At 72.2% G+C, this 15,118-nt stretch carries 17 protein-coding genes; 4 read left to right on the top strand and 13 right to left on the bottom strand.

Going from position 1 to position 15,118, the window contains the following annotated elements; translation table 11 throughout:
* On the top strand, positions 1 to 747 hold the full coding sequence (locus tag BLT59_RS19780) for a glucose 1-dehydrogenase (RefSeq protein ID WP_091784236.1): 747 nt from the start codon (positions 1 to 3) through the stop codon (positions 745 to 747).
* A 7-nt stretch (positions 748 to 754) separates the two neighbouring features.
* Positions 755 to 919, top strand: a complete 165-nt coding sequence (locus BLT59_RS31385) for a hypothetical protein (protein WP_175544069.1) — start codon at positions 755 to 757, stop codon at positions 917 to 919.
* On the opposite strand, the gene BLT59_RS19775 is transcribed toward BLT59_RS31385, so the two are convergent.
* Positions 909 to 1,130: a DUF6894 family protein gene (locus BLT59_RS19775; RefSeq protein WP_091784234.1), complete on the bottom strand. Its 222-nt coding sequence runs from the start codon at positions 1,128 to 1,130 to the stop codon at positions 909 to 911. The genes BLT59_RS31385 and BLT59_RS19775 overlap by 11 nt on opposite strands.
* Positions 1,131 to 1,671: 541 nt before the next feature.
* Between BLT59_RS19775 and BLT59_RS19770 the strand changes: the two genes are divergently transcribed.
* A complete protein-coding gene (locus BLT59_RS19770) occupies positions 1,672 to 2,706 on the top strand; it encodes a glycosyltransferase family 2 protein (RefSeq protein ID WP_091784232.1) in 1,035 nt (344 codons plus the stop codon).
* 4 nt (positions 2,707 to 2,710) lie between these two features.
* Positions 2,711 to 3,643 (top strand): glycosyltransferase family 2 protein, encoded by a 933-nt coding sequence (locus BLT59_RS19765; protein ID WP_091784230.1) that lies wholly within the window; start codon positions 2,711 to 2,713, stop codon positions 3,641 to 3,643.
* Between the two features lie 6 nt (positions 3,644 to 3,649).
* Here the strand turns inward: BLT59_RS19765 and BLT59_RS31380 are convergent, their stop codons facing one another.
* The 12 genes from BLT59_RS31380 to BLT59_RS19710 form a co-directional block, all read right to left on the bottom strand.
* Entirely contained in the window at positions 3,650 to 3,808 is a 159-nt protein-coding gene (locus BLT59_RS31380; RefSeq protein ID WP_175544068.1) for a hypothetical protein, read from the bottom strand.
* A gap of 114 nt (positions 3,809 to 3,922) precedes the next feature.
* Complete coding sequence (locus BLT59_RS19760) at positions 3,923 to 4,747, bottom strand: heme ABC transporter ATP-binding protein (protein WP_091784228.1); 825 nt, start codon at positions 4,745 to 4,747, stop codon at positions 3,923 to 3,925.
* Between the two features lie 2 nt (positions 4,748 to 4,749).
* Entirely contained in the window at positions 4,750 to 5,796 is a 1,047-nt protein-coding gene (locus BLT59_RS19755; RefSeq protein WP_091784226.1) for a FecCD family ABC transporter permease, read from the bottom strand.
* A 24-nt stretch (positions 5,797 to 5,820) separates the two neighbouring features.
* A complete protein-coding gene (locus BLT59_RS19750; protein ID WP_091784224.1) occupies positions 5,821 to 6,699 on the bottom strand; it encodes a heme/hemin ABC transporter substrate-binding protein in 879 nt (292 codons plus the stop codon).
* Positions 6,696 to 6,908, bottom strand: a complete 213-nt coding sequence (locus BLT59_RS19745; protein WP_091784222.1) for a hemin uptake protein HemP — start codon at positions 6,906 to 6,908, stop codon at positions 6,696 to 6,698. Before BLT59_RS19745 ends, BLT59_RS19750 begins: the two co-directional genes overlap by 4 nt.
* A 550-nt stretch (positions 6,909 to 7,458) precedes the next feature.
* Positions 7,459 to 9,273 carry a SpoIIE family protein phosphatase gene (locus BLT59_RS19740; protein WP_091784219.1) on the bottom strand — a complete coding sequence of 605 codons (1,815 nt, stop codon included), beginning with the start codon at positions 9,271 to 9,273 and terminating at the stop codon, positions 7,459 to 7,461.
* A gap of 99 nt (positions 9,274 to 9,372) precedes the next feature.
* Positions 9,373 to 10,245 carry a GGDEF domain-containing protein gene (locus tag BLT59_RS19735; protein WP_091784216.1) on the bottom strand — a complete coding sequence of 291 codons (873 nt, stop codon included), beginning with the start codon at positions 10,243 to 10,245 and terminating at the stop codon, positions 9,373 to 9,375.
* A complete protein-coding gene (locus BLT59_RS19730) occupies positions 10,242 to 10,631 on the bottom strand; it encodes a DUF1987 domain-containing protein (RefSeq protein WP_091784213.1) in 390 nt (129 codons plus the stop codon). The genes BLT59_RS19735 and BLT59_RS19730 overlap by 4 nt, the downstream gene beginning before the upstream one ends.
* Positions 10,632 to 10,644: 13 nt before the next feature.
* Positions 10,645 to 11,199, bottom strand: coding sequence for a SiaB family protein kinase (locus BLT59_RS19725; protein WP_091784209.1), 555 nt, complete (start codon positions 11,197 to 11,199; stop codon positions 10,645 to 10,647).
* Between the two features lie 186 nt (positions 11,200 to 11,385).
* Complete coding sequence (locus BLT59_RS19720) at positions 11,386 to 13,245, bottom strand: ABC transporter ATP-binding protein (RefSeq protein ID WP_091784206.1); 1,860 nt, start codon at positions 13,243 to 13,245, stop codon at positions 11,386 to 11,388.
* A 2-nt stretch (positions 13,246 to 13,247) separates the two neighbouring features.
* Positions 13,248 to 14,180, bottom strand: a complete 933-nt coding sequence (locus BLT59_RS19715; RefSeq protein WP_091784203.1) for an ABC transporter permease — start codon at positions 14,178 to 14,180, stop codon at positions 13,248 to 13,250.
* Complete coding sequence (locus BLT59_RS19710) at positions 14,146 to 15,105, bottom strand: ABC transporter permease (protein WP_091784199.1); 960 nt, start codon at positions 15,103 to 15,105, stop codon at positions 14,146 to 14,148. The genes BLT59_RS19715 and BLT59_RS19710 overlap by 35 nt, the downstream gene beginning before the upstream one ends.
* Between the last annotated feature and the right edge of the window lie 13 nt (positions 15,106 to 15,118).

Below are 15,118 nucleotides of genomic sequence, written 5' to 3'. Positions count from 1 at the left end.
ATGTCCAAGCTCGACGGCAAGGTTGCTGTGGTGACCGGCGCATCGAAGGGTATCGGCGCCGGAATTGCCAAGTCGCTGGCGGCGAATGGCGCGGCGGTCGTGGTCAATTACGCGTCCAGCAAGGCTGGCGCCGACGCGGTGGTCGAGGCCATCATCGCGGCCGGTGGCAAAGCCATCGCGGTCCAGGCCGACGTTTCCAAAGCCGAGCAGGCGCAGGACTTGATCGAGGCGGCGGTGAAGCAGTTCGGCCGGCTCGATGTGCTGGTCAACAATTCCGGCATCTATGAATTCGCGTCGATCGAAGAGATCACCGAGCAGCATTACCGCCGGCTTTTCGACGTCAATGTCCTGGGTGTCCTGCTGGCGACGCAGGCGGCTGCGAAGCATCTCGGCGAGGCCGGAAGCATCATCAATATCTCGTCGGCCATCACCCATGTGCACACGCCGACCGCAGCCGTCTATGCAGGGACCAAGGGAGCGCTGAATGCCATTTCGGGTGTCCTTGCGAACGAGCTGGCGCCGCGCAGGATCCGGGTCAATGTCGTCAGCCCGGGCTTCGTGGTGACCGAGGGGACGCACGCGGCCGGCGTCGTCGGCTCCGACATGGAGGCCGGCCTCGTCGCACAGACGCCCCTCGGGCGTGCCGGCCAGCCGGATGACATCGCCGGAGTCGTCGCTTTCCTCGCGTCCGACGAGGCCCGCTGGCTGACCGGCGAGGTGATCACCGCCAGCGGCGGCATTCGCTGACCCACGGTTGCTGACCCTGGGCGTGTTCACCCGCTTGCAGCACGCGCAGGGAGGAAGGCTCGGACAGGTTTCGATGGGGCGATTCCGGTCGTCCGCCGACGATCTGTCCGCCCGGTTTCACGCCATGCAGCGGCCCGGCATCGAAGGCGTGGGAATGCGCTTCAACCCTTGATCGGCAATCGCCCGACCACCGCTCCAGTGGCGTCGCGGACGACGAGCGTCCACGCGCCGGACAGGCCCGCGGCACCCGGTTCACCTGCCATTTCGTCGATCACGCTGCGGGCCTCCGCCAGCGCCTCGGCCAGGTCTTCGGCTTCCACGCCCTGCGCGTCGCGGATCGTTTCCTTGCCGTTCTCGATATCGAAATAGAAGCGACTGGGCACTCATCTCCTCCCTGAATGCTGCCCTCGGGAGGGCCCTCGGATACTACCTACGTAGTTTACCACCATCCAACAACGCTCAGTAGGAGACATAAACCTTAATAAACACCAAAACTGCTTTCGCTCTTGGCGTTGCAATAATGCCGAGATTCCAGCCAAATAATCCATTATAGGTATCGACGATCACCCTTCCGGCCGCGTCGGCAACGGCGACGCGCGGTAACGGGCCTCACGGGCGTTCGACATGACAGCCTGCGGCGATCCGAGCCTCGAGAACACCTCTCCCGCTGCGGAGGAGAGAAGACAGAAATTGCGTGCCCATGTCCGGTCCGTCCTGGCGAAGGGCCTCGCCGTCCGGAATGCCCGTCCCGGCAGCGACACGGCCTCCAACACGGAGTGACCGCTGCCGGCCGTCGGGGCCATCCCTCGCAATGGGAGGGGACGGCCGCCGCCCTACGCCCTTTGAGCGTCGTGCATGCCGACCGCTTCCGGCCAATGTCGAGGGTGGCCGGGGAAGGCCGCGCCCGGCGGCTCGGGAAGCGCGATGGCGGATCAACTCTTGTCCGATGCTCGGGGCACGTTCGTGGACGTCTCGTTCATCATGGCCGCGCACAATGCGGCGCCCTGGATCGAGACGGCCATCCGCTCCGCCCTCGCCCAGACCGGCGTCGCCGTGGAGGTCGTGGCGGTCGATGACGGCTCGCGGGACGGGACCGCGACCGTGCTGGCGCGCCTGGCGGAGGCCGATCCGCGCGTCCGCGTGATCCCCCTCGCCGGAGCCGGAACGGGCGCACCCCGGGGGCCGTCGAGCGCCCGGAACGCGGCCCTGGACGCGGCCCGGGGCCGGTGGATCGCGATCCTCGACGCCGACGACCTGATCCTGCCCGACCGCACCCGGACCCTGCTCGACCTCGCCCTGGCGGCGGATGCCGACATCGTCGCCGACAACCCGATCCCGTTCACCGGCCTGTTCGATCCGCAGAGTCCGGGCATGCTGGAGGGCGGCCGGGAGCCGTACCTGTTCGAGATCGACCTCGCCAAGTACATCGCCAGCAACCAGATGCTCAGCCCCGTGACCAAGCTCGGCTACCTCAAGCCCGTGATGCGCGCCGAGACGCTGCGCCGGCACGGGATCCGGTATGACGAGGGCGTCCGGATCGGCGAGGATTTCCTGCTGTGCCTGGAGGCGCTCGCGGCAGGAGCGCGCTTCGTGGTCACCAGCTATGCGGGCTACGGCTATCGGCGCGGACCGACCTCCCTGTCGCACCGGCTGCGCCAGGCCGATATCGCGCGCCTGGATGCGGCCTTCGCGGCCCGGGCCGAGCACGGCCGCCTCGCGGCGGCCCGGGCGCAGTCCGCCGAGATCCGCCACGGCAGCCGCGCCTACCGCGACGACCTCGCGATGATGCAGGTGATCGCCCGGGTCATCGAGGCGGCCCAGGCCGGCCGGTGGCGCGAAGGCGCGGCGCTGGCGCTCCGGCATCCCCGGACCTGGCGGCACCTGGCCGCGACGCTGCTGGCGGTGGCGGGCAAGCGCCTGCGGCCGCGGCTGCACGCCCTCCCGATCGGACAGAGGTAAGACGATGCGCCTGTGCATCTGCATCTGCACCTGCGAGCGGCCCGTGGGACTGGCGCGCCTGCTCAAGGCCCTGGACCAGCAGCGGCTCGGCAGCCTCGCCGAGACCGCCCTGCGCATCCTGATCATCGACAACGGGCGCAGCCGCGCCGCCGTGCCGGTGGTGGAGGCCTACCGGGCAACCGGGCGATTCCCCGTCACCTACGCGCGGGAGGAGACCCGCGGCCTCGCCGCGGTCCGCAACCGGAGCCTCGCGGAGGCCGCCGCGGCCGGCGCCGACTGGGTCGCGCTGATCGACGACGACGAGTTTCCCGACCGGGACTGGCTCCACAACCTGCTCGAGACCGCCCTCGCCTCGGGCGTCCCGGCCTGCATCGGGCCGGTCGTGCCGTTCTTCGACCGGGTGCCGCCCGCCTGGGCGGCCGCCGGGGGGTTCTTCGCCAAGCGCCTGCCGGTCCGCGACGGCTTCGTGCAGGACGGCTACACCGCGAACGCGCTCCTCGACCTGCGGGTGATCCGGGCGCTGGGCCTGTCCTTCGACATGCGCTTCAACACCCTGGGCGGCGAGGACACGTTCTTCTTCCGGTCCCTGCTGCTCGCCGGGCACCGGATCGCCTGGGCCGAGACGGCCCTGGTCTACGACAGCATCCCGACGCACCGGATGCGGGTGCGCTGGCTGCTGGCCCGCTGGTACCGCAGCGGCAGCGTCGAGGCCTATCTCGGGCGGCTCCGCCCGGAGACGGTGAGCGGCCGCCTCGCCAATGCCGGCCGCGGCCTCGCGCGCCTCGGCGGCGGCCTGCTCCGGCTCGGAATCGCCGGCCTGTCCCTCAGGCCCGCGGCCCTGATCGGCGGCGGCTACACGCTGTGCCGGGGGGCCGGCCTGCTCGCATCCGTGATCGGCCTGAGCTACCGGGAATACCACCCGTCGCGCTACCGGTAGCCGCGCCTACCGGGTCGCGAACGCGATGCTGAGCGCCGCCTCGGCCACGAGGCCCGGGCTTGCCAGCGCGTCGCTATACGCGCGGTAGCGCCGGCCCAGGGCGTTCTGGACGACGACATCCGCGGTGATCCGGTCGGTGACCGCGCCGGTGGCGCAGAGGTCCACCAGCCCGTAGGCCCCCGGGCTGGAGACGGTCGAGCGCGGCCCGCGGGACCACGCTCGTGCCCGCCAGGGCGTCGACGCACGGGCCGGACGCTCTCCGGAACCTGCGAAGTCCGATCAGTCCGGTGCGCGACCGGCCGCATCCCGGTGCGGCAGGAGGAAGGGCTGGCCGCCCGCGGGCACCCGCCCGACCGGCCAGCGGACGCCGAAGACCCGCGCGATCAGGTCGTCCGTCAGGACCTCGACCGGCCGGCCGCTGGCGACCAGCCGGCCCCCGTCGAGGACCAGCAGCCGGTCGGCATAGGCGGCCGCGAGGTTGAGGTCGTGGAGGATCGCCACCACGGCGACGCCGGTCGCCGCCAGCCCGGCGGCGGCGTCGAGCAGCGCGCCCTGGTGCCGGAGATCGAGGCTCGCGGTCGGCTCGTCGAGGAACAGCACCTGCCGGTCCGCGACCGTGCGACCGGCCTCCAGCTGGCAGAGCACGCGGGCGAACTGCACCCGCGCCTGCTCGCCGCCCGAGAGAGTCGGGTAGGCCCGGTCGGCGAGATGCGCCACGTCCGCCCGCGCGAGGGCCCGCGCCAGGATCGCCGCCCGGTCGCGGGCCCCGAGGCCCCGGCCGATGCCGTCGAGGCCGATCCGGGCGACCTCTTCCGCCGCGAACGGGAAGGCGAGGCGCGCCGCCTGCGGCAGCACCGCCCGCGTCGCGGCGAGCCGCCAGGGCGGGATTGTTTCCACCGGCTCCCCCGCATAGGCGACGGCGCCCCGGGTCGGGCGCAGGGCGCCGCTGAGCAGGCGGACGAGGGTCGACTTGCCGGCCCCGTTCGGGCCGACGATCACCTGCAGGGTGCCTCCCTCCACGGCCAGGGAAACGTCGCGCACGAGGTCGCGCCCCGCCACCGTGACGGTCAGGTCGCGGGCGGCGAGCAGGGCCGGATCGGACATCGTCAGACCTCGTCCGGCCGCACCCGGTCGAGGAGCAGCCACAGGAAAACCGGCGCGCCGACGAGCGCCGTGACGATGCCGATCGGCAGTTCGGCGGGCGCGGCGACGAGGCGCGCCACCACGTCGGCGAGGACGAGGAAGGCGCCGCCGAGAAGCGCCGAGGCCGGCAGCAGCAGCCGGTGCCCCGGGCCGATCAGCAGCCGCAGGGCGTGCGGCACCACGAGTCCGACGAAGCCGATGACCCCGGCCGCCGCCACGCTGGCGCCGACCGCCACCGCCACCAGCACGATGCAGGCGCGCTTCAGCCGCTCCACCGGGACGCCGAGATGGAACGCCTCGGCCTCCCCCAGGACCAGGGCGTTGAGGCCGCGGCCCAGGAACGGGACCGCGACCACGACCGGCAGGATCAGCGGCGCCGAGGCCCCGACCTTGGCCCAGGTGGCGCCCCCGAGGCTGCCGAGAGACCAGAAGGCGAGATCGCGCAATTGCCGGTCGTCGCTGACGAAGGTCAGGAGGCCGGTGAGCGCGCCGCTCAGCGCCCCGAGGGCGATCCCCGCGAGCAGCAGCGTCGCCACCGCGGTGCGCCCGGACCGGGTGGCGAGGGCGTAGAGGATGAGGGTCGCGCACAGGCCGCCGAGGAAGGCGCCAGCCGGCAGCACGGCGTAGGGCAGCGGCCCGGGAAGCCCCAGCCGGGCGAGGATCCGGTCGCCGAGCACGATGATGAGCGCGGCGGCGAGCCCCGCCCCCGACGACACCCCGACCAGCGCCGGATCGGCCAGGGGGTTGCGAAACAGTCCCTGCATCAGCGCCCCCGAGACCGCCAGCCCGGCCCCGACCAGCAGCCCCAGCAGGGTGCGGGGCAGGCGGATCGACAGGATCACGAGCGCGTCCCGGGCGCGGGCCGGATCGCTCCCCTCCCCGATCAGGACCGCGACGACCCGCTCCGGCGGGATGCGGATCGCCCCGAGGCTCACGGAGAGCAGGGCGGCAGCAAGCACTAGGGCCGCCAGGATCCCCAGCACCCAGGGCGCCGCGGACCGGCGGCTCACGCGCCCCGCCCGCCGCCGCGCGGCTCAGTCACGCGGCAGGTCCGGGTAGAGCGCCCGCATCAGGTCGGTGGCGGCCTCGGGCGTGCGCGGGCCGAAGCCCAGGAGGTAGAGGCCGTCCATGGCCACCAGCCGGCCCTGCGCCGCCGCCGGCGTCTGGCCGAGGGCCGTGCCGGGGGCGAAGATGCTCTCGCGCTTCGGCGGCTCGGGGCCGTTCTGCATCATCACCACCGCGTCGGGGGCCGCGGCGACGATCGCCTCGTCGGTCATCGGTTTGAAGCCCTCCAGGCCTGCGGCCGCGTTGGCGATGCCCGCCAGGGTCAGGATGCCGTCCGCCGAGGAGCCGGCACCGCCGACGACGGTCCGGCCGCCCTGGATCGAGAGGACGACGAGGGCCCGGGCCGCCCGGGCGATCCGCGCGCGCCGCGCCGCGAGGTCGGTGAAACGGGCGCGGACCTCGGCCTCCAGGGCCTCGGCCTCGCGCTCCAGGCCCGCCAAGCGCCCGACCGTGGCGATCTTGTCCAGCACGCCCTCGGGGCTCGGCGGCTCCGCCACGGTCTCGACGCGCAGCCCGGCCTCGCGCAGCTGCGCCAGGACCGCGGGCGGCCCCGCCCCTTCGGCGGCGATGATCAGGTCGGGCTGCTGCGCCAGAAGGCCCTCGGCCGAGAGCGCCCGCAGGTAGCCGACATTCGGCTTCTCGCGCAGCGCCTCGGGCGGGTAGAGGCTGGTCGTGTCGACCGCCACAATCCGGCCGCCGGCGCCGAGGCGGTAGAGGATCTCGGTGACGGCACCGCCCAGGGCGGCGATGCGGGCGGCCACCTGCGCGGCGGCAACGCGCGGGGCGAGCGCCCCGGCCGCGGCGGCGGCCAGGAGGGCGCGGCGAGACAGAAGGCGGGGAGCGCTCATTTGGTCAGGATCAGCTTGTCGCTCGCGGTCACCCGCAGGCGGTAGGCGCGGTCACTGTGGCGGATGACGATCTCGCGGCGCCCCTGCAGGAGGCGCGCGGAGCCGATCTCGGCCGCCGGCTCCGGACGCGGAACGGACTGCGTCGCGCCGGGCCCCGCGCCTGTGCCATCCGGAAAGCCGCGCCGTCCCTCTCCTTCGGCACACAACATGGACCGGTCGCTCCAGATCTGTTCTTTGTAAATTGTCAAATGAGAGAATGATATCGGTAGGAACGTAGCGTAACGGCAATTGATCGCGGAGGCCACCCCGCCGCAGGGGCGCAGTTTTACTTGAGAAATCGGCGGCCAACGGTGGGCGATGCCGCTGTCCGGGTCCGGACATCGTCGCACGCGCGTCTGTGACCGGTTCCAAGCGGCGGACATTGGTACAGGCGGTGATACAGGCGGCGTCCGCGGCGCAGGCGGGCCGTCCGAGGCCGGGGCCGGAATGAAAGGGGCTTCGGAGCGCCTGTTCGAGCCCGGCGCGGCGCGACAGCGGTACGCCTCCTTCTGAGAATCCGCACAGCGGGCGCGACGGAGGGCTCCACGGACCGCGCGGCCGGCCGGACGGCTCCTTCGAGGCGCCCGCTGCGCAACCGCGACGGCTGTCCCGGGTCCAGGAGCGGCGCAGGCCGGATCGCCTGCCCGACGTCGATGTTGGATTGATCGATGCGCCGCCGGCATCGTCGGCCCCGGCGCGGCGCCGGGATGACCGGGCGCCTCAGGCGGCGGCCGCCGCTCCGTCCGGAGGAAGCCGGAAGGCCACCAGGGTCATGTCGTCCCGCCGGGCCTCGGCACCGCGATAGGCGTCGAGATCGGCCTCGAGGGCGGCGGCCTGGGCGGCGAGCGACAGGTCGGCGTGGCGCAGGAGGCTGTCGGCCACGCCGCGCTGGCCGAGGAGCCGCGGCGCCCGATCCGGCGCCGCGCGGCCCATCTGGTCGGTGATCCCGTCCGTCATCAGGTAGAAGGTGGCACCCGCCACCGGCACGATGACGTCGGCGCCGACCTCCTCCGGCAGCGCCTCCCGGCCGGTACGCGGGTAGCCGAGCCCCCGGCGGCCGCCGCGGATTCGCTCGGCCACCCCGTCCCGGATCACGGTCAGGGACAGGCCGGCGCCGGCGAAGCGCAGGGTGCGGGCCGTCCGGTCCCAGACGCAGAGGCCGCAATCGAGCCCGTCATCCGATTCGGCGCCGCGGCCGTCCTGGCGGAGCTGCGTGCGGACCATCGCGTCGAGCCCGGCCAGGATGGCGGCCGGCGAGCGCAGGCCGCGTTCGTGCAGCAGGCGATCGAGGGCGGTGGCGACGATCAGGGTCAGGAACGCGCCGGGAACGCCGTGCCCGGTGCAGTCGGCCACGGCGATGACGCACAGGCCGTCGATCTCCTCCAGCCAGAAATAGTCGCCGCCGACCACGTGGAGCGGCTCCCACAGCACCGCCACCTCGACCCCGGCCCCCGCCAGGGCGTTCCGGTCCGGCAGCACCGAATCCTGGATGCGCCGCGCGTAGCCGATGCTCTCGACGACCTGGCGGTTGGCGCGTTCCAGCTTGTCGTGGGCGCGTTCCAGATCGGCGAGGAGTTGCTTGGCGGCATCGCCGCTCCGCAGGCCCTCGACCATGCGGTTGAAGGCCTGGCTGATGACGTCGATCTCGTTGCTGGGCCGGTAGGCGCCACCGAGTTCCACGCTCGTCCAGCGCTTGTGCTCGATCTCCCGCATGGCGAGCAGCAGCCGCATCAACGGCGCCATGACGTGGCGGCGCACGGTGGCGTGCAGGGTGATCACGAAGGCGATCATCAACCCGATGCTGGCGCCGAGGGCGAGCATCACCTGCCACGCCGCGTTGTCGCGCAGGTCCTGGGTCGAGACGGTGACCGTCAGGCTGCCCGCGGGACCGGCGAGGCCGGGCACGGAGAGGTCGGCGCTGGCCGAGAGGGTGGACCATCCCCGTCCGGTGGGCGCCGCGCCGGCCGTCCCGACGACGTGGCCCGCCGCGTCGCGCAGGACGGCGTGACGGAAGGCCGGCTCGGCCGCGAGCGCCCTGAGCGGGCCGGCATAGGCTTCCGCGCTGTGCGCCCAGTCCGGTCGCGCGATCGCGGCGGCGGTGAGCCGGGCGAGGAGATGCGCCCGGTCGTCATACAGGCGGAGCTGGTCGGTGTAGTTCACCCAGGCGATCCCGAGCTGGGTCAGCAGCAGGAGGGCGCCGATCACCGGGTAGATGCGCAGGAACAGGGTGTGGGACAGGCTGTCGAGGTCGCGGCCCCGGGCCGCCCCGCGCAGGGCGCCGGGCTTCATCAGTTCGTCCGCCGGCGCGCCCGCGGCCAGCACGTCGGCGAAGCCGCGCTTCGACAGGGGATCGCCCCGGCGGATCGGGCCGGCCCCGCGCAGGCCGGCCGCGCGCCCGGAGCCGCCGGCGGCCGGGACGGGATCGATGTCGGCGAAGCCGAGCCGCGCCAGGGCATCCCCGGTGCGGAGGGGCCGGGCGCCCCTGAGGCCCCCGGCGGGGCGGGGCGCATCCATGGCCGTGTCAGGTCCGCTCACGCGACGTCACTCCGTGTCACAGCGCTGCCGGCCGCCGGCTTCGCGGCGACCGAGGCCTCCGAAAACCGGTCTGATCGCGCAGGCCGGGCGCGCGGCGCCTCAGGTCAGGGAGGAGCCCGGCAGGGGCAGATCCGGCCAGCCGCCGGCCTCGGCCGCGCAGCGGACGCAGTCGCGGCCGGCATGCTTGGCGGCGTAGAGCGCCGCATCGGCCCGCCGCAGCGTTGCCGACATCGACTCGCTCGGGCCGAACGCCGCGAGGCCGATGCTCACCGAGATCGGGAGCAGCCCGTGCTCCAGGCGCACCGGCCGCTGCGCCACGGCGCAGCGGAGCTGCTCGGCGATGGCCTGTGCCTCCGGAAGCACGGCCCCGGGGACGAGGATCGCGAATTCCTCCCCGCCCATGCGGCCGATCACGTCGACCGCGCGCAGGCTGTCGCGGCAGGTCTCGACGAAGGCCTTGAGGACCATGTCGCCCGCGCTGTGCCCGTAGCGGTCGTTGATCAGCTTGAAGCCGTCGAGGTCGAGCATCAGCACGCTGGACGGCGTGTCACCGGACTGGGTCCGGGCCCACACCTCCTCGCAGATCTGCAGGAAGCGGCGGCGCGAGAGGGCGTCGGTGAGGTGGTCGGTGTCGGCGAGGCGGCGGAGTTCGGCCTCGAGGCGCGTCCGGTGCTCGATCTCCGCCGTGAGGGCGTCGTTGAGGTGGCGCAGGGCCCGCTGCTGCTCGGCCATCCGCTGGTTGGCGCGGTGCAGGTCGAGCTGCATCCGGTCGCTCAGCCGCACCAGCCGGCGCTGCTCGTGGTAGCTGCGCCGATAGGCGCCGGCGAGTTCGCGCACCCCGTCGCCGACCTCGGCGAGCCGGGCCAGCATCACCTCGGACCGGCCGAGGACGGCCTCCTCGGTGTCGAACAGGCTGAAGGCGTCCGCCGGCTCGGACAGGAGGTCGTGGGCGGGGGCCCGATGCGCGCTCACGCGGTGACGCCCGCGATCATCTCGAACCGGGCATGCGTGAAATCGGCCGCGAAATCCTCGCCGGCCTCCTGGATCACGTCGTCGTCCGCGCTGAACATCCAGCGGATCGTCACCGGACGTCCCTCCGCGGCGGCGTCCTCCAGGGGCATGAACAGATTCATCAGCGCCTTGGCGCTCGAGGAATTGAAGTAGGCGAGGTCGACATCGAAGGTGATCGGGCTCGCCTGGGTCTCCGCGAGATGACCGCGCAGGGCGTGCAGCAGCGGGCCGAAGAATGCGGCGGCATCCTCCGGGTAGGATTCGCCGCGCAGGACGAGGCGCCCCGACGCGAAGTCGAAATCGACCTCGGGTGATCGCTCGGTCCGGGTCAGCGTGATGCGTTCCATGTCCGTGCCGTCCTCAGATAAAGGCTTTGAGGCAGAACAGGCTGCGCTCCGCGCCCAGATCCTGGAAGTCGTACTCGACAGGGGCGCTCGACCGGCGTGCGATCTCGATCAGTCCGATGCTTCCGCCCAGGCTGCCCTCGTCGGGCGGCTGGCGCAGCTTCTCGCGGTAGACCTTCTTGAGTTCGTCGCTCGACAGGCCGGAGATCTCGTCGAGCCGCTCGCGCAGCCGCGGCACCTCGGTCTTGCCGACCTCGTTGCCGCAGACCACGAAGAACCGGCCCTCCTCGGTTCCGACCGCGATCATGCCGGCGCTGACCCGGGCCGGGCCCGGCGGCTCCGCGGGCGCGACCTTGTCGGCCGAGTAGCGGATCACGTTCTGGGCCTGCTCGACGAAGATCGAGAACACGCGCTTGGCGATCGCGGCATCGGTCTCCTCGTGCCGCATGCGCAACTTCAGCACTTCGCCGAGCGAGAACAGGATGTTCTCGGACAGATCCCCGCCGAACGACAGGATCACGCCGCTGCGCTTCGACGCCTCGTGGAAGGATCGGAAATCGCTTGCGCGCAAGGAAGCCTCTCGACCGCTTCATCGCGGCAACACACCGCGTGTGTAGGCCCATATTTATGCGGGAATAATCAAAGCTTTCTTACTGGCTCTGGTCGCTTTCTGAGCAACATTGCTCGTATATCGGGCATTCTCACAAGCTATACGCTGGCTACACCGCGGGAGCGGGAGGCTTCCACCCCGTCGGGGTCAGGCGGCCGCGCCCTGAACCGTGCCCGCGTCCCAGTCGCTCCCCCAATCCTGGACGACGTGGCCGGGCGCGACCTCGCGGTAGAGCCGCTCCGGCGCCAGGTGGTCGGGGGCACGGATCGGGCTGCGGATCTCGTCGTCGGGCAGGGCGTGCCGCTCGCCGCGCCGGGCCGGATCCGGAACCGGCACCGCGGCGAGCAGCTTCTTCGTGTAGGGATGCTGCGGGTCGCCGAAGATGGCGGCCCGGGGCCCGATCTCCACGATTTCCCCGAGATACATCACGGCGACCCGGTGGCTCACCCGCTCCACGACCGCCATGTCGTGCGAGATGAACAGGTAGGCGAGGCCGAGCTCCGCCTGGAGGTCGAGCATCAGATTCACGACCTGCGCCTTCACCGAGACGTCGAGCGCCGAGACCGCCTCGTCGGCCACGATCAGCCGGGGGTTCAAGGCGAGCGCCCGGGCGATGCAGATGCGCTGGCGCTGGCCGCCCGAGAATTCGTGCGGGAAGCGCCCGGCGGTCTCGGGCGGGAGCCCGACCCGGGCTAGCAGATCCTCGGCGCGCCGCCTTGCCGCGCGGGGCGTGGCGAGGCGGTTGATCAGCAGCGGCTCCGCCACAGCCGCGCCGACGCTCATGCGCGGGTCGAGGCTGGCGAACGGATCCTGGAAGATCATCTGCATCTTCTGCCGGCGGGTGCGCAGGGTGCCGGCGTCGAGGCTGGTAATGTCCTCACCGTCGAGCAGGACCGAGCCCGAGAGCGGTGCGACGAGGCGCAGGATCGAGCGGCCGGTGGTGGACTTGCCGCAGCCGGACTCGCCGACGAGCGCGAGGGTCTCGCCGGCCGCGAGGCTGAACGAGACCCGCTCCACCGCGTGGACCCGGCCGGTGACCCGGCCGAACAATCCGGAGCGGATGTCGAACCGGGTGGTCAGGTCGCGGACCTCCAGAACCGGGCGCTCGGCGGCTTTCACGGTGTCGGGCGTCTCGGGCGTCGGCGCCGCCAGGCCAGTGGCCCGGTCGACCACCGGGAAGCGCATCGGGCGGGCGCGGCCCGCCATGGTCCCGAGGCGCGGGACCGCGGCCAGCAGCGCCCGCGTGTAGGGCTCGGCGGGGGCGTCGAAGATCCGCGCGGTCGGGCCGGCCTCCACGGCGCGGCCCCGGTACATCACCACGGTGCGGTCGGCGATCTCGGCGACCACGCCCATGTCGTGGGTGATGAACAGGACCGACATGCCCTCCTCGTCCTGGAGGCTCTTGATGAGGTCGAGAATCTGGGCCTGGATGGTGACGTCGAGCGCCGTGGTCGGCTCGTCGGCGATCAGGAGCTTCGGCCGGCAGGCGAGCGCCATGGCGATCATCACCCGCTGGCGCATGCCGCCGGAGAAGCGGTGCGGGTATTCGTGCAGGCGCGACCGGGCGGCCGGGATCCGGACCTTGTCGAGGAGCCGGAGCGCCTCAGCCTCGGCGGCGGACCGCGACAGGCCCCGGTGCCGGATCAGCGCCTCGGCGATCTGGAAGCCGATGGTCAGGACCGGGTTCAGGGAGGTCATCGGCTCCTGGAAGATCATGGCGATGGCATCGCCGCGCACCCGCCGCATCTCGGCCTCGGGGGCGGCGAGCAATTCGCGGCCTTCGAAGCGCACGCGGCCGCCGATGCGGCTCGCGTCCCGCGGCAGGAGGCGCAGGATCGACAGGGCGCTGACGCTCTTGCCGGAGCCGGATTCGCCGACGAGGGCCACGGTCTCGCGCGGGCCCACGTCGAACGAGACGCCGTGCACGACCTCGCGCCAGCGCCCGTCCGAGCGGAAGGAGACGGTGAGGTCTGAGACCGAGAGGATTGGGTCCACCGGATCTGCCATCGCTAGAGAACCCGCCGCGGGTCGAGGGCGTCGCGCAGGCCGTCGCCGATGAAGTTGATCGACAGCACCGTCAGGAAGATCGCCCCCCCCGGGAACAGCGCCCAGTGGGGCGCGACGTCGAGGTGGTCCTTGGCGTCGAACAGGAGCCGGCCCCAGGTCGGGATGTCGGGCGGGAAGCCGAGCCCCAGGAAGGACAAGGTCGATTCCGCGATGATCGCCGCCGAGACCTCGATGGAGGCCGCCACGATCACCGGACCGAGTGCGTTCGGCAGGATGTGGCGGCGCACGAGGTGCCCGGTGGTCGCGCCCTGCGAGCGGGCCGCCTCCACGAACTCCTTCTCGCGCAAGCTCAGGAACTGCGCCCGGACCAGCCGGGCGACCGGCATCCAGCGCAGGCCCCCGATCACCGCGACGATCATCAGGAACACCCCGCCCTGCGTGCCGAACACGGCCTTCAGGCTGTCGCGGAACAGGTAGATCACGAGGAGCAGCAGCGGCAGCTGCGGCAGCGACAGGAACAGGTCGGTCAGCCACATCAGCACAGGGTCGAGGAGGCGGCGCGACATGCCGGCGAGCGCGCCCACCAGAACCCCGATCAGGCTCGCCACCGCCATGGCGGCGAAGCCGACGGCGAGCGAGATCCGCCCGCCGTAGATCATCCGGGCGAGCAGATCCTGGCCGAGATCGTCGGTGCCGAACGGGTGGTCCCAGGACGGGCCCTGGAGCTGGGCGGCGAAGTCGATGTCGTCGATGGCGACCGGCCAGAGCAGGCCGCCGAACACCACCCCGGCGACGAGGAGCGCCAGCACGCCGACGCTGGCCACCGCCAGCCGGTGCCGCCGGAAGCGCCGCCACGTCTCCCGCCCCGGCGAGGCCGGCGCGCGGGCGAGGGCAGGCGCCTCATCGGAGGGCGATGCGAGGGTCGAGCCAGCCATAGAGCAGGTCCGCGACGAGGTTGAACAGGATGACGAGGCCGGCGAACACGAAGGTCACGGCCATCACCACCGGCGTGTCGTTGGCGAGCATGGCGTCGATCAGCAGCGAGCCGATGCCGGGAATCCGGAAGATCTGCTCGGTGACGATGGCGCCGCCGAACACCGCCGGGATCTGCAGCGCCACCAGGGTCACCACCGGGATCAGGGCATTGCGGGCGATGTGCCGGCGGGTGACCGTGCCCTCGCTCAGCCCCTTGGCGCGGGCCGTGGTGACGTAGTCGAGCCGGGCCACATCCAGCGCGGAGGCGCGGACGTAGCGGGTGTAGGAGGCGGCCTGGAAGAAGCCGAGCACCGCCACCGGCATGATCGCCTGCCGGATATTGGCCCACATCCAGGCGAGCCCGGTCCCGGGCAGGTCGGCCTGGTAGACGAAGGGCAGCCAGCCCAGCTTGATCGAGAACAGCAGGATGAACAGCAGGCCGGTGAAGAAGGTCGGGAGCGAGAATCCCACGAAGGCCAGCGTGTTGGCGACCTGATCGGCCAGCGAGTAGGGCCGGCGCGCGGCGTAGAGACCGACCGGAATCGCGATCAGCAGCGCCAGCACCTGGGAGGAGCCGACGACGAACAGCGTCGTCGGCAGCCGCTGCAGGATCAGGGCATCGACGTTCACCCGGCTGGCGAAGGAGAAGCCCCAATCGCCGTGCAGCATGGCGGTGAGCCAGCTGAGATAGCGGGTGAAGATCGGGTCATCGAGGCCGAACTTCGCGCGCAGGGCCGCCCGGACCTCGGGCGGCACGTTCGGATTGCTGGCGAGTTCGCCGAACGGGTCACCCGGCGCCAGCGCCAGGACGGTGAACAGGATCAGGCTGATGCCGAGCAGGCTCGGGATCGCGATGAGCAGTCGTCGCAGGATGTAGGCGCCCATGGCGCTCCGCCTC

This window comes from Methylobacterium sp. UNC378MF (assembly GCF_900103195.1).
In the GTDB taxonomy this organism is placed as follows: Bacteria; Pseudomonadota; Alphaproteobacteria; order Rhizobiales; family Beijerinckiaceae; genus Methylobacterium.
The sequence above is the reverse complement of the archived record's forward strand: the minus strand, read 5'-3'. Positions and strand labels throughout refer to the sequence as shown.

What these genes read in the sequence shown, in the direction of transcription:
- BLT59_RS19780 (WP_091784236.1), top strand. Translation starts at nt 1, where the DNA reads ATGTCCAAGCTCGACGGCAAGGTTGCTGTGGTGACCGGCGCATCGAAG.
- BLT59_RS19770 (WP_091784232.1), top strand. Translation starts at nt 1,672, where the DNA reads ATGGCGGATCAACTCTTGTCCGATGCTCGGGGCACGTTCGTGGACGTC.
- BLT59_RS19765 (WP_091784230.1), top strand. Translation starts at nt 2,711, where the DNA reads ATGCGCCTGTGCATCTGCATCTGCACCTGCGAGCGGCCCGTGGGACTG.
- BLT59_RS19760 (WP_091784228.1), bottom strand. Translation starts at nt 4,747, where the DNA reads ATGTCCGATCCGGCCCTGCTCGCCGCCCGCGACCTGACCGTCACGGTG.
- BLT59_RS19750 (WP_091784224.1), bottom strand. Translation starts at nt 6,699, where the DNA reads ATGAGCGCTCCCCGCCTTCTGTCTCGCCGCGCCCTCCTGGCCGCCGCC.
- BLT59_RS19745 (WP_091784222.1), bottom strand. Translation starts at nt 6,908, where the DNA reads ATGTTGTGTGCCGAAGGAGAGGGACGGCGCGGCTTTCCGGATGGCACA.
- BLT59_RS19730 (WP_091784213.1), bottom strand. Translation starts at nt 10,631, where the DNA reads ATGGAACGCATCACGCTGACCCGGACCGAGCGATCACCCGAGGTCGAT.
- BLT59_RS19720 (WP_091784206.1), bottom strand. Translation starts at nt 13,245, where the DNA reads ATGGCAGATCCGGTGGACCCAATCCTCTCGGTCTCAGACCTCACCGTC.
- BLT59_RS19715 (WP_091784203.1), bottom strand. Translation starts at nt 14,180, where the DNA reads ATGGCTGGCTCGACCCTCGCATCGCCCTCCGATGAGGCGCCTGCCCTC.
- BLT59_RS19710 (WP_091784199.1), bottom strand. Translation starts at nt 15,105, where the DNA reads ATGGGCGCCTACATCCTGCGACGACTGCTCATCGCGATCCCGAGCCTG.